The 13,029-nt window shown below is 65.7% G+C and carries 11 protein-coding genes; all 11 read left to right on the top strand.

Annotation, left to right across the window (positions count from 1 at the left end):
* Positions 1 to 166: 166 nt before the first annotated feature.
* The 11 genes from MTX19_RS32905 (at position 167) to MTX19_RS32855 (ending at position 13,019) form a co-directional block, all read left to right on the top strand.
* Entirely contained in the window at positions 167 to 1,396 is a 1,230-nt protein-coding gene (locus tag MTX19_RS32905) for an SMP-30/gluconolactonase/LRE family protein (RefSeq protein ID WP_280980938.1), read from the top strand.
* Between the two features lie 358 nt (positions 1,397 to 1,754).
* Entirely contained in the window at positions 1,755 to 4,022 is a 2,268-nt protein-coding gene (locus MTX19_RS32900) for an acyl-CoA dehydrogenase (protein WP_280980937.1), read from the top strand.
* Positions 4,022 to 5,305, top strand: coding sequence for an acetyl-CoA C-acetyltransferase (locus MTX19_RS32895; protein WP_280980936.1), 1,284 nt, complete (start codon positions 4,022 to 4,024; stop codon positions 5,303 to 5,305). The genes MTX19_RS32900 and MTX19_RS32895 overlap by 1 nt, the downstream gene beginning before the upstream one ends.
* Positions 5,306 to 5,307: 2 nt before the next feature.
* Positions 5,308 to 7,404 carry a 3-hydroxyacyl-CoA dehydrogenase NAD-binding domain-containing protein gene (locus tag MTX19_RS32890; protein WP_280980935.1) on the top strand — a complete coding sequence of 699 codons (2,097 nt, stop codon included), beginning with the start codon at positions 5,308 to 5,310 and terminating at the stop codon, positions 7,402 to 7,404.
* Positions 7,401 to 7,832 (top strand): acyl-CoA thioesterase, encoded by a 432-nt coding sequence (locus MTX19_RS32885; RefSeq protein ID WP_280980934.1) that lies wholly within the window; start codon positions 7,401 to 7,403, stop codon positions 7,830 to 7,832. The genes MTX19_RS32890 and MTX19_RS32885 overlap by 4 nt, the downstream gene beginning before the upstream one ends.
* 178 nt (positions 7,833 to 8,010) lie before the next feature.
* Complete coding sequence (locus MTX19_RS32880) at positions 8,011 to 8,205, top strand: hypothetical protein (RefSeq protein WP_280973678.1); 195 nt, start codon at positions 8,011 to 8,013, stop codon at positions 8,203 to 8,205.
* A gap of 81 nt (positions 8,206 to 8,286) precedes the next feature.
* Complete coding sequence (locus tag MTX19_RS32875) at positions 8,287 to 8,961, top strand: HAD-IA family hydrolase (protein ID WP_280980933.1); 675 nt, start codon at positions 8,287 to 8,289, stop codon at positions 8,959 to 8,961.
* Between the two features lie 126 nt (positions 8,962 to 9,087).
* Complete coding sequence (locus tag MTX19_RS32870) at positions 9,088 to 9,918, top strand: DeoR/GlpR family DNA-binding transcription regulator (RefSeq protein WP_280973677.1); 831 nt, start codon at positions 9,088 to 9,090, stop codon at positions 9,916 to 9,918.
* A gap of 79 nt (positions 9,919 to 9,997) precedes the next feature.
* Complete coding sequence (locus MTX19_RS32865; protein ID WP_280985015.1) at positions 9,998 to 10,444, top strand: hypothetical protein; 447 nt, start codon at positions 9,998 to 10,000, stop codon at positions 10,442 to 10,444.
* Entirely contained in the window at positions 10,339 to 11,883 is a 1,545-nt protein-coding gene (gene glpD / locus MTX19_RS32860) for a glycerol-3-phosphate dehydrogenase (protein ID WP_280980932.1), read from the top strand. Before MTX19_RS32865 ends, glpD begins: the two co-directional genes overlap by 106 nt.
* The gene (locus MTX19_RS32855) at positions 11,880 to 13,019 is read left to right on the top strand and encodes an ABC transporter ATP-binding protein (protein ID WP_280980931.1); all 1,140 of its coding nucleotides are present in this window, start codon (positions 11,880 to 11,882) and stop codon (positions 13,017 to 13,019) included. The genes glpD and MTX19_RS32855 overlap by 4 nt, the downstream gene beginning before the upstream one ends.
* Positions 13,020 to 13,029: the final 10 nt, after the last annotated feature.

Raw genomic sequence — 13,029 nt, 5'->3', positions numbered from 1 at the left:
GATTGCTTCGTCGCTTCGCTCCTCGCAATGACGGAAGCGGGCACCGCAGCATTGCAAGTTCGTCTCCCCATCGCAATGAAACCGTCACTCGCAACCGGGAAAGGAGCAGACTAACCTCTGGTTGCCAGGCCGGATCAACGGCCGGCCTACACAGTGGGAGGATGCGATGACACGCCACGAGCGGCGCGATCCAACAGCCGCGGTTTCACGACGAACTCTGGTCCAGGGGCTGGTGGTCGCTGCGGCGGCTACGACAACGGGCATCAGCAGTGCGCTGGCCCAGAATGCGCCTGCGCCGGTCGGGCCGCCGACGACGATCACGACCCCGCCGCGCGACTTCAGCCCACGGGGCGCGCCGACCACCTATTTCTGGGACCCTGACGTCATCGCGGTCGATCCGTCCTTCAACAGCCTCGCGCAGCCCAACACCTCGATCAAGCGTCTCTACACCGGCGCGCTGTGGGCCGAAGGCCCGGCCTGGAGCTCGCAGGGCCGCTACCTCGTCTGGAGCGATATTCCCAACAACCGGCAGATGCGCTGGTCGGAGGATGACGGCCATGTCAGCGTCTTCCGCATGCCATCCAACTACAGCAACGGCAACTCGTTCGACTTCCAGGGCCGCCAGCTCTCCTGCGAACATCTCACCCGCCGCGTGGTGCGTTATGAGAACGACGGCACCGCAACCGTGCTCGCCGAGACCTATGACGGCAAGAAGCTGAACTCGCCGAACGACATCGTCGCGCATCCCGACGGAAGCTACTGGTTCACCGATCCGCCCTATGGTAGCCAGCTCTACGAAGGCGAGCCCGACGCTGCGGGCGGCCCGGTCAATCCGGCCGGCAAGCTCAATCCGCGGATCGGCCAGCCGCCGGGTTTCGTCCCGTTCAAGCGCGAATTGCCGACCAACTGCTATCGCATCGATCCTTCGGGACGCATCGATCTCGTGCTGACTGAGGACCAGGTGCCCGATCCGAACGGCCTCTGCTTCTCGCCGGACTACAAGAAGCTCTATGTCGTCTCGACCGGCAAGGGACCCGGCGACACCGGTCCGGGCGGCAAGGGCGACGTGTTCGTGTTCGATGTCGGCGCCGACAACAAGCTCTCCAACGGCAAGCGCTTCAGCGACTTCATGATCGACGGGGTGAAATGCGGACCGGACGGCATCCGCTGCGACGTCAACGGCAATGTCTGGTGCTCGAGCAACGCCGGCCGCGCCGTCGGCTACAACGGCGCGACGGTCTGGTCGCCGGAGGGCAAGCTGCTCGGCCGCATCCGCCTGCCGGAGGTCTGCGGCAACATCACCTTCGGTGGCCCCAAACGCAACCGCCTGTTCATGGCCGCAAGCCAGTCGCTCTATGCGGTTTATACGGCTACCCAGGGAGCGGGTCCCGCCTAAAGGTAATCCTCATGGTGAGGAGGCGCTTGAACGCCGTCTCGAACCATGAGGCGTCTGTGGTGCCCTCATCCTTGGAGACGCCGCTGCGCGGCTCCTCGGGATGAGGTGATAAAGCAGCTTATGGCGCCGCAGAATTCCTTTCGTCCCGTTAAAGGCGCCGGCGTGATCCTCCGGCGCCATCCCCGGCTACCTGATTGTCGCACCTCAGCTTTCGGAACCGACGGCACGGCTTGCCGTTAACAATCGGCGCGTTTGCCGCGTCAATTTCGCTTTATTTGAAGGGGGAAGTATTCACCCGTGACCGGCACTTTCCGCTAGGATCATCGCACCCGCGCCGCCGATTCATGAGGATTCCGCCATGAGCTTCCGCCGCGACACCATCACCAAGCCGATTTTCTCCTGGGCGCGTGGCGTGCTGCCGACGATGTCGGATACCGAGCGCGAGGCGCTGGAAGCCGGCGACGTCTGGTGGGACGCCGATCTGTTCACGGGCAATCCCGACTGGTCGAAGCTGCTTGCCTTCGCGCCGGCCCAACTGACCGACGAGGAGAAGGCCTTCCTTCACGGTCCGGTCGACGAGCTCTGCGCGATGCTCGACGAGTGGAAGATCAACTGGGAATGGCGCGATCTGCCGCCCGAGGTCTGGGACTTCATCAAGCGCAACAAATTCTTCGGCATGATCATCCCGAAGGAATTCGGCGGCCTCGGCTTCTCGCCTTACGCGCATTCCGAGGTGGTGCGCAAAGTCTCCTCGCGCTCGCTGACCGCAGCCGTCACCGTGATGGTGCCGAACTCGCTCGGGCCCGGCGAACTTTTGATGCGCTTCGGCACCAGGGAGCAACAGGAAAAATGGCTGCCGCGGCTGGCCTCCGGCCACGACATTCCCTGCTTCGGCCTGACCAGCCCCGAAGCGGGCTCGGACGCCGCCTCGATGATGGACACCGGCATCATCTGCAAGGGCAATTTCGAGGGCCGCGAAGTGCTCGGGCTGAAGCTCAACTGGCACAAGCGCTACATCACGCTCGGGCCCGTCGCCACGCTGCTCGGGCTCGCCTTCAAGGCCTATGACCCCGATCATCTGGTCGGAAGTGAGGAAGAGCTCGGCATCACCGTTGCATTGATCCCGACGCATCTGCCGGGTGTCTCGATCGGCCACCGCCATCTGCCGGCGATGCAGGTGTTCCAGAACGGCCCGAACTGGGGACGCGATGTCTTCATCCCGCTCGATTACATCATCGGCGGCGAGGCACGGCTCGGCCAGGGCTGGAAGATGCTGATGACGGCGCTTGCCGCCGGCCGCGGCATCTCGCTGCCGTCGCTGTCGGCGGCCGGCGCCGCCTATGCCGCGCGCACCAGCGGCGCCTATGCCCGCATCCGTGAGCAGTTCGGCATCTCGATCTCGAAATTCGAGGGCATCGAGGAGCCGCTCGCCCGCATCGCGGCGACAGCCTATCTGCTCGACGCTGCGCGGCGGCTGACCTGCGCCGCGCTGAACGAGGGGCATCATCCGGCCGTCATCTCCGGCATCATGAAGTTGCATGCCTCCGAGCGGATGCGGGTCGCGATCGACGACGCGATGGACATCCATGGCGGCAAGGCCGTGATCGACGGACCGCAGAACTATCTCGGCCAGCTCTACCGCTCGGTGCCGGTTGGCATCACGGTCGAGGGCGCCAATATCCTGACCCGCAACCTGATCGTGTTCGGGCAGGGCGCGATCCGCGCGCATCCCTATCTGCTGCAGGAGATGAACGCGCTCGGCGAGCCCGATCGCGACAAGGGTCTGACCGCCTTCGACGCTGCGCTCTGGGAGCATATCGGTCACAGCTTTGCGACCATGTTCCGCGCCTGGGGCCGGAGCTGGACCGGCGGCCTGTTCGCACCGGCCCCGGATGCCGGGGAGGCGACCGAGTTCTATCGCCAGCTCTCGCGCTATTCGTCGGCGTTCGCATTGTGCGCCGATATGGCGCTGCTCACGCTCGGCGGCGCGCTGAAGCGCAAGGAGATGCTCTCCGCCCGCTTCGGCGACATCCTGTCCGAGCTGTACTTGCTCTCTGCCGCGCTGAAGCGCTGGCAGGACGAGGGCCGGCAGAAGGAGGATCTTCCCGCGCTCGAATGGTGCATGGCGACCGGCTTCAAGACCATCGAGAACCGCTTTGCGGAAATCTTCGCCAACCTGCCGAACCGTGTCGTCGGCTGGGTCTTGAAATTCCTGATCCAGCCCTTCGGCGCGCGCGTCACAGGTCCGTCGGACCGCGTCGTGCAGCAATGCGCGCAGCTCGTGCTGTCGCCGTCGGCGGCGCGCGACCGCCTGACGCCGGATCTCGCCTTTGTCGAGGACGATCGCGGCGTCGCGCGGCTGGAGAAGGCCTTCCGCCTGGTGGCCGAGGCCGAGGACGCGGCCAGGCAGTTGCGCGCGGCGCGCCTGCATGACTGGAAGGACGCGGTCGCCAAGGGCGTCATCACCCAAAGCGACGGCGAAAAGCTCGCCGCCGCCCACGAGGCCGTTGCCAAGGTCATCGAGGTCGATGATTTTGCGCCGGAGGCACTGTCCCCGATTTACAAGAAATCCGCCAATGTGCATCAGTTCTTCCAGGAACTGGGTGAGCAGAGGGCGGCGGGCTGATGGCGCGACCAGTCTTTATCGTCGACGGCAGCCGGACGCCGTTCCTGAAGGCGCGCTCGGGTCCCGGCCCGTTCACCCCGGTCGATCTCGCCGTGCAATGCGGGCGGCCGTTGCTGGCGCGTCAGCCCTTCGCACCCACTGCCTTCGACCAGGTGATCCTCGGCTGCGTCAACGTGATCGCGGACGAGATGAACCCGGCGCGTGTCGCCGCGCTCCGGCTTGGCATGGGCGAGAAGATGGTCGCCTTCACGATGCAGATCAATTGCGGCTCCGGCATGCAGTCGATCGATACCGGCTACCGCTACATCCGCGAGGGGATTTCCGACCTGATCCTTGCGGGCGGCGCCGAGGCGCTGAGCCACGCGCCGCTGGTCTGGCCCAATGCCGGCGTGCGCTGGTTCGCAGGGCTTGCCGGCGCCAAGGGCATGGGCGCCAAGATCGCTGCCGCGCTGAAGGTGAAGCCGAGCTATTTCAAGCCGATCATCGGGCTGGAGCGCGGGCTCACCGATCCGATCACCGAGCTCAACATGGGGCAGACCGCCGAGAAGGTCGGCCATCTCTTCGGCATTACCCGCGCGCAATCCGACGCCTATGCCGCCGAAAGCCACCAGCGGCTCGCGAACGCACAGAAGCAGGGTTTTCTCAAGGGCGAGGTCGAGACCGCGTTCTCCCGCGAGGGCAAGTTCTACGATCATGACGACGGTGTTCGCCCGGACTCGACGCCGGAGACGCTGGCAAAGCTGAAGCCGGTGTTTGAGCGTCCCTGGGGCCAGGTCACCGCCGGCAATTCCTCGCAGATCACCGATGGCGCCTCGTGGATGATCCTCGCCTCGGAAACTGCCGTTGCAAAACACGGGCTGACGCCGAAGGCCGTCATCCTCGACAGCCAATGGTCGGCGCTCGATCCCTCGATCATGGGGCTGGGTCCGGTGCTGTCGGCGAGCGCGCTTTTGAAGCGCAACGGGTTGACGCTGCAGGATGTCGAGACCTGGGAATTGAACGAGGCCTTTGCCACGCAGGTGCTCGGCTGCCTCGCCGCCTGGAACGACGATAGGTTCTGCCGCGAGATCCTTGGCTTCGACGGCGCGGCCGGCGAGATCGACCGTGCCAGGCTCAATGTCGATGGCGGCGCGATCAGCCTCGGCCATCCCGTCGGCACCAGCGGCAACCGTATCGTGCTGCATCTCGTCAATGCGATGAAGCGGCTCGGCACCAGGCGTGGCGTCGCCACCGAATGCATCGGCGGCGGGCAGGGCGGCGCGATGTTGATAGAGACGGTGTGATCATGGATTCTGAGATCATGGACGTCCTCGCCGATCGCGTGCTCGAACTCGGGCCGACGCCTGCGGCCGACGGCCCCTACCGGAATTTCAAGCTGACGCGCGACGAGGACGGCATCGCCTGGTTGCTGTTCGATCGCACAGGCGCCAGCGCCAACACGATCTCCGCCGACATGATCGACGAGCTCAACGCGATCGTGTCGGCGCTGGAGACCCAGCGGCCGGCCGGCCTCGTGATCCGTTCGGCGAAGCGGAGTGGCTTCATCGCCGGCGCCGATGTCAACGAATTCCGCGGCGTCAGCGATCCGCGCGCGGTCGAAACCGAGATCAGCCGGGCGCATGCGGTGATCGACCGGCTGGAAGCGTTGCGCGTGCCGTCGGTTGCGGTGATCCACGGCTTCTGCCTCGGCGGCGGGCTCGAGGTCGCGCTGGCCTGCCAGATGCGGATCGCGATCGACGACGCGCGCTTCGGCTTTCCCGAGGTGCTGCTCGGCCTGCATCCCGGTCTTGGCGGCACCGTGCGCTTCACCGAGCTGATCAATCCGATGCAGGCGATGACGCTGATGCTGACCGGCAAGACGATCGACGCGCGGCGCGCCAAAACGCTCGGCCTGGTCGACGCCGTCACGCAGGAGCGTCACGTCCGCAACGCCGTGAAGGACGCGGTGTTCGGCCGCCTGAAGCGCGCTAGGCCGGGGATGTTGAATTTGCTGCTCAACCTCGCGCCCGTGCGTGGCTTCCTCGCGAGCCGCATGCGCAGTGAGGCCGGGAAGGCCGCGCCGCGCGCACACTATCCCGCGCCCTATGCGCTGATCGATCTCTGGGAGAAACATGCCGGCAACCGCGCGGCGATGCTGAACGCGGAAAAGACGTCGTTCGCCAAGCTGATGGTGACGCCCACCGCGCAGAACCTGATCCGGGTCTTCTTCCTGCGCGAGCAGATGAAGAAGGCGGCGGGCAGCGGCAACAAGGTTCGGCACGTCCACATTATCGGCGCCGGCGCGATGGGCGGTGATATCGCCGCCTGGTGTGCCAACCAGGACATGCTGACGACGCTGGCCGACATGAAGGCCGAGCCGATCGCGGGCGCGATCAAGCGCGCCGCCGATCTGTTCGGCAAGATCATGCGCAAGCGGATCGACCAGCGCGACGCGCTGGATCGCCTGATTCCCGACATGGACGGCGAGGGTGTCCGCAACGCCGACCTGATCATCGAGGCGGTGCCGGAAAAGCTCGAGCTGAAGCAGAAGGTCTATGCCGGCCTCGAGCCGAGGATGAAGCAAGGCGCGATCCTCGCCACCAACACCTCCAGCATCCCGCTGCAGGATCTGCGCACCACGCTGGCAAGGCCGGAGCGGCTGCTCGGTCTGCATTTCTTCAATCCGGTGTCGCGGCTGCAACTCGTCGAGGTCGTCAGCCATGACGGCACCGATGCCACGATGCTCAAGGAGGCGCTCGCCTTCGTCGGCGCCATCGATCGCCTGCCGCTGCCGGTGAAGAGTTCGCCCGGCTTCCTGGTCAACCGCGCGCTGACGCCCTACATGCTGGAGGCGATGGTGATGCTGGACGAGAAGACCGACCAGCGCCTGATCGATGCGGCCGCGGTGGAGTTCGGCATGCCGATGGGACCGATCGAGCTCGCCGACCAGGTCGGCCTCGACATCTGTCTCGACGTCGGCGATATGCTGCGCTCGAAATTCGGTGACCATCTGCCGCCGACGCCGGCCTGGCTGCGCGAGAAGGTCACGCGCGGCGAGCTCGGCCGCAAGACCGGCAAGGGCTTCTACACCTGGAAAGACGGCAAGGCGGAGAAGACGCCGCTGCCGGAGACCGGACCCCGGGTGACCGACGAGATGATCGACCGCCTGGTGCTGCCGACCTCGAACGTGTGCGTCGCGGCCTTGCGCGAAGGCATTGTCGACGATGCCGACATGGTCGACGGCGCGATGATCTTCGGCACCGGCTATGCGCCGTTCCGCGGCGGCCCGCTCAACTATGCGCGCACCCGCGGCGTCGACAATGTGGTGTCCGCGCTGCGCGCGCTCACGCAGAAATTCGGCGACCGTTTCACGCCCGATGCCGGCTGGGAGAACTTCAAGTGACCGACACCCATATCCACGCGCCGCCGATTTCCGGGAACGAGCCGCAGGGCGATCTCTGCATCCGCGCGCTGGCGATGCCGGCCGACACCAACGCCAATGGCGACATCTTCGGCGGCTGGCTGCTCAGCCAGATGGACCTCGGCGGCGGCGTGTTCGCCTCCAAGGTGGCGAAGTCCCGCACCGTGACCGTCGCGATCGAGGCGATGAATTTCCGCAAGCCCGTCTATGTCGGCGACCTCGTCTCGGTCCACGCCAATCTGGTGCGGGTCGGCCGCACCTCGGTCACCGTGCATCTGGAAGCCTGGGTGCTGCGCCGCCGCGATCAGCAGTCGATCCTGGTGACCGACGGCAACTTCACCTACGTCTCGATCGATGACCAGGGCCATCCGCAGCCGATCCAGCGCGCTGGCGCGACGATCAAGACGTAGGGCGTCATCGCGCGAATCAGATGCCGGCGCGCCTCAAGAAACCGTGTCAAAACCAAGCCCGATTCTGATCAATTCAGAGTCGAGCCCCATGCCGCGGCGCATCGCCGCCTGCGAAATGCCTGAGGAACAAACGGGCATCGATGCCGTTGTAGGCCTCGGAGTCCAACCGAGGCCTACAATGTCCGACAGCTACGTTATCGAAGTAAGTTCACAGACCGCGGGTATCGTGGTGCGCGATGCGCGCGGATTCCAGTTCTTTGCAGCGTCGCCCCGCTTCGAGGCCCTTGAAGGCCGCATCTTCCGCAACGCACGCGAGGCCGAGCGTGCGGCGCGCCGCCTCGTCACCGGCCAGGATCTGCAGATGGCCTCGTGAAGAGGCCGCTGGCGGCGCGTCATTTGCGCGCGCTGCAATAGCCTGTATTGATGCATCCGGGTTGACGGAACCATTGCTCGGATGCTGCAGGAACAACGCAAGGCGCTGCTGTTCGACATTGACGGCACGCTGGCCGATACGGATCCGCTTCACCTGGCCGCCTTCAACGAAGTGCTCGGCCCTCACGGACATGAGTTCGATCACGCACGCTTCGGCAAGGAGCTGCAGGGTTTTTCCAACGCGTCGATCGGCGAACGTTTCCTGGCGCACGAGGCGCCGGAGCGCCGCGCCGTCATCCTGGGTGAGAAAGAACGGATCTTCCGCGAGAAGATCGGCGGCCAGATCGCACCGGTGCCGGGATTGATGGCGCTGCTCGACCAGGCGGATCGCGCCGGCGTTCCCATGGTCGCGGTGACCAACGCGCCGCGCCCGAATGCCGAATTGCTGCTGTCGGGGCTGGGCATCGCGCATCGCTTCAAGGCCGTCGTGATCGGCGACGAACTGGCCCATGGCAAGCCCCACCCATTGCCCTATCTGGAAGGGTTGCGCCTCGCCGGCGCAGCGGCGCAGGCCGCGCTGGCGTTCGAGGATTCCCGCTCCGGCATTCAATCCGCCACCGCCGCGGGGATCGCGACGATCGGGATGCGCACCGGACTTAGCCACGCCGATCTGGTCGCAGCCGGCGCAATCGCCAGCGCCCGGGCCTTCGACGATCCCGAACTGATCAGGCTGGTCGCGTCGGCCATGGCGTGGTGAGGCATTCTCGCGCCGAAAGCGCCGGCGCGCCGTCGTCGCGGCGTTTGACGTTTGGCGGCGCTTGCTCGTTGACCTCCGTGCAGAACGGTCGCACCATGGGGAACTTGCCATTTCAAGGGTGCCGCCGTGGCCGGACTCTCCCATCGTCAGACTGAAATCCTCAACATCGCACGCGCCTTCGGCCGGGTGATGGTGGAGGACCTTGCCAAGCGGTTCGAGGTGTCGGCGCAGACCATCCGCAAGGACCTCAACGATCTCTGCGACCAGCGCTCGCTGACCCGCATCCATGGCGGCGCGATCATCGCCTCCGGCGTGGAAAATCTGGCCTATGAGGCCCGCCGCTTCGTCGCCGCCGAGGAGAAGAAGGCGATCGGCGCCGCCGCGGCCGCGCGGATCCCGAACGGCTGCTCGCTGTTCATCAATATCGGCACCACGACGGAGGAGGTCGCGAGCGCGCTGACCTCGCACGAGGATCTCCTGGTCATCACCAACAACCTCAACGTCGCGATGCTGCTCTACCGCCATCCGCGGATCGAGGTGGTGGTGGCGGGCGGCACCGTGCGCCGTGCCGACGGCGCCGTGGTCGGCTCGACGGCGACGCAACTGATCGGCCAGTTCAAGGTCGACTACGCCATCATCGGCGCATCCGCGATCGACGAGGAGGGCGCGCTGCTCGACTTCGACTATCGCGAGGTGCAGGTCGCGCAGGCGATCATCGCCAATGCGCGCAACGTCATGCTGGTGTCGGACGCGACCAAGCTCCGCCGCAGCGCGCCGGTGCGCATTGCCCATATCAGCCAGATCCAGACCTTCGTCACCGATTCGCCGCTGCCCGCCGGCCTCGCCAACATCTGCCATTCGCGCGGCATCGAGGTTGTCGTGGCGATGGACAAGCCGGCCGTCGATCTCGACGACAACGGCTCCGAGACCGCGCCGGTCACGCTGCGCAGCGCGTAGCCCCTCGTATTTCCCTATCCACGTCATTGCGAGGCGCTCGCGACAAAATTGCAAAGCAATTTTGCGCTGAAGCGACGACTTGTCCGCCGAAGCCTCGGCGAAGGTGGAGGCAATCCATGTTTCCGCATGCACTGCGCGATGGATTGCTTCGCGCAGCACCTGCAATGACGGGGATGGAGTTGCGCACACCGTCCACCATGTCACCTCGCGGGGTATCCGTTCGCAGCCTCCCAGGATGTCGGCCAAGCAGGCGCGCCGCGGGTTCTCAGCCCAACCACCTGAAAACGTCTCGATCCCGTCCCGCGAAAAATCCCCAGCCAAAGTTCCCCATTTTCAGTTTGCTTTCGTTTTTGCTTGTGATTTAATCCAATCCGAAAGTAAAACCGTCAAAGCGAAGACGGTTTCTGGGGGAAGCGTTCGTTGGATCGAATTTACGACCTCGCCATCATCGGAGGCGGCGTTAATGGCTGCGGCATCGCGCGCGATGCGGCGGGCCGGGGCAACTCTGTTTTCCTTTGTGAAATGAATGACTTGGCGAGCGGGACGTCGTCCTGGTCGACCAAGCTGATCCACGGCGGACTGCGCTATCTCGAGTATTACGAGTTTCGTTTGGTGCGCGAGGCGCTGATCGAGCGCGAGATCCTCTGGCAGATCGCGCCCCATATCATCCGCCCCTTGCGTTTCGTGTTGCCCCACCATGCCGGCCTGCGCCCGGCCTGGCTGCTGCGGCTCGGCCTCTTCCTCTACGACCACATCGGCGGCCGGCACCTGCTGCCGGCAACGCGCTCGCTCGATCTCACGACCAACGTAGTCGGCAAGCCGTTGATCGCCGGTCGCTACACCAAGGGCTTTGAATATTCCGACTGCTTCGTCGACGACGCGCGGCTGGTTGCGCTGACCGCGCGCGATGCCGCCGATCGCGGCGCCGACATCCGCACCCGGACCCGCGCGGTCGAGATCAGGCAGGTCGACGGCATCTGGCACGTCACGGTCGAGGACCGCGCGAGCGGCGGGCGCGAGACGATCAAGGCCCGCGTCGTGGTCAACGCCGGCGGTCCCTGGGTCGAGCAGGTGCTGGCATCGGGCGCCGGCGGCAATGCGCGCGCCAAGGTGCGGCTGGTGCAGGGCTCGCACATCGTGGTGAGGAAGCTATACGACCACGACCGCGCCTACATCTTCCAGAACGCCGACGGCCGCATCATCTTCGTCATCCCCTATCAGGGCGACTTCACGCTGATCGGCACCACTGATCGCGACTATGACGGCGATCCGGCCAAGGTGAAGGCGACACGGGAAGAGATCGAGTATCTCTGCGCCTCCGCCAGCGAATATCTCGCCAAGCCGGTCAAGCCCGAGGACGTCGTCTGGGATTATTCCGGCGTGCGTCCGCTCTATGACGACGGCGCGAGCGAGGCCAAGGCCGCAACCCGCGACTATGTGTTCGAGCTCGACACGCCCGGCGGCGCGCCGTTGCTGTCGATCTATGGTGGCAAGATCACAACCTATCGCCGCCTGTCCGAGGAGGCGCTGGAGCGGCTGGCGCCCTATCTGCGCGGCAGCAAGGCGCGCGAGGGCTGGACCGGCAAGGCGCCGCTGCCCGGCGGTGACATGGATGTCTCCGCGGTCGCGGCGCTGACGGCCGAACTGATCCGCAACCATCCCTTCCTCGCCCAGCCGCACGCCAGCCGGCTTGCGCATGCCTACGGCACGCGCGCGGCCAAGCTGCTGGGCAACGCGAAATCTGCTGATGATCTCGGCCGTTCGTTCGGCGCCACCTTGACGGAAAGCGAAGTCAGGTACCTGATGGCGAACGAATGGGCTCAGACTGCGGAAGACGTCGTCTGGCGGCGATCCAAGCTGGGCTTGCGGATGACGGCGGGTGAAATCGTCGCGCTCGACGAGTGGATGGCCGCCAACCGCTTCTCAGGTGAACGTCCTCTCCGTGAAGCGGGAGGACGTTCATGAGCGTCACACTGCAGAACGTCACGCGGACCGTGGACGGCATTCCGACCATCCGCGATGTCTCGCTGACGCTGGAGCGCAGCACGCTCAGCGTGCTGCTCGGGCCGACCCTGTCGGGCAAGACCTCGATCATGCGGCTGCTCGCCGGCCTCGACAAGCCGACCACGGGCCGCGTGCTGGTCGACGGCAAGGACGTTACCGGCGCCGACGTGCGCCAGCGTTCGGTCGCGATGGTCTACCAGCAGTTCATCAATTACCCCTCGCTCACGGTGTACGAGAACATCGCTTCGCCGCTGCGGGTGCAGGGCAAGCCGCGCGCCGAGATCGAGAAGCGGGTCGCCGAGGCCGCACAGCTGCTGCGGCTCGAGCCCTATCTGAAGCGCACGCCGCTGCAGCTTTCCGGCGGCCAGCAGCAGCGCACCGCGATCGCGCGGGCGCTGGTCAAGGGCGCCGACCTCGTGCTGCTCGACGAGCCGCTCGCCAATCTCGACTACAAGCTGCGCGAAGAGCTGCGCGCCGAGCTGCCGCGCATCTTCGAGGCCTCGGGCGCGATCTTCGTCTATGCGACGACCGAACCATCGGAGGCACTGCTGCTCGGCGGCGACACCGTGTGCATGTGGGAAGGCCAGGCGCTGCAGGCCGGCGCGACGCCGAAGGTCTACCGCCATCCCGACACGCTGCGTGTCGCCCAGGTGTTCTCCGATCCGCCGCTCAACATCATCGCAATCGAGAAGAAGGGCGGGCAGGTGATCTATGCCGGCGGCGAGCAGGCGCCGGCGGCCGGCCTCTACGCCAATGTGCCTGACGGTCGCTATCGGATCGGCTTCCGGGCGCACCAGCTCGAGGTCGGCAGCGCCGCCGCCGGTCGCCACAAATTCTCCGCCGCCGTGACGGTGACCGAGATCACCGGCTCGGAGAGCTTCGTGCATCTCCACGTCCACAGTTCGAACTGGGTCGCGGTGCTGCATGGCGTGCACGAATATGAACCCGGGCAGGTGATCGACGCCGCGCTCGACCCCGACAACATCTTCGTGTTCGACGCGGCCGACCGCCTCGTCGCGTCACCTGCGACAGCGTTTTCAAGCGAACTGCCTGGCGGTTCGCGTGAAGAAAACGCGTCAACAAACAAGACCAAGTGAGGGAGATGCC

The sequence above is a fragment of the Bradyrhizobium sp. ISRA464 genome (genome assembly GCF_029910095.1).
In the GTDB taxonomy this organism is placed as follows: domain Bacteria; phylum Pseudomonadota; class Alphaproteobacteria; order Rhizobiales; family Xanthobacteraceae; genus Bradyrhizobium.
Note: the sequence above shows the minus strand (reverse complement) of the source record. Positions and strands in the feature narration are given on the sequence as shown.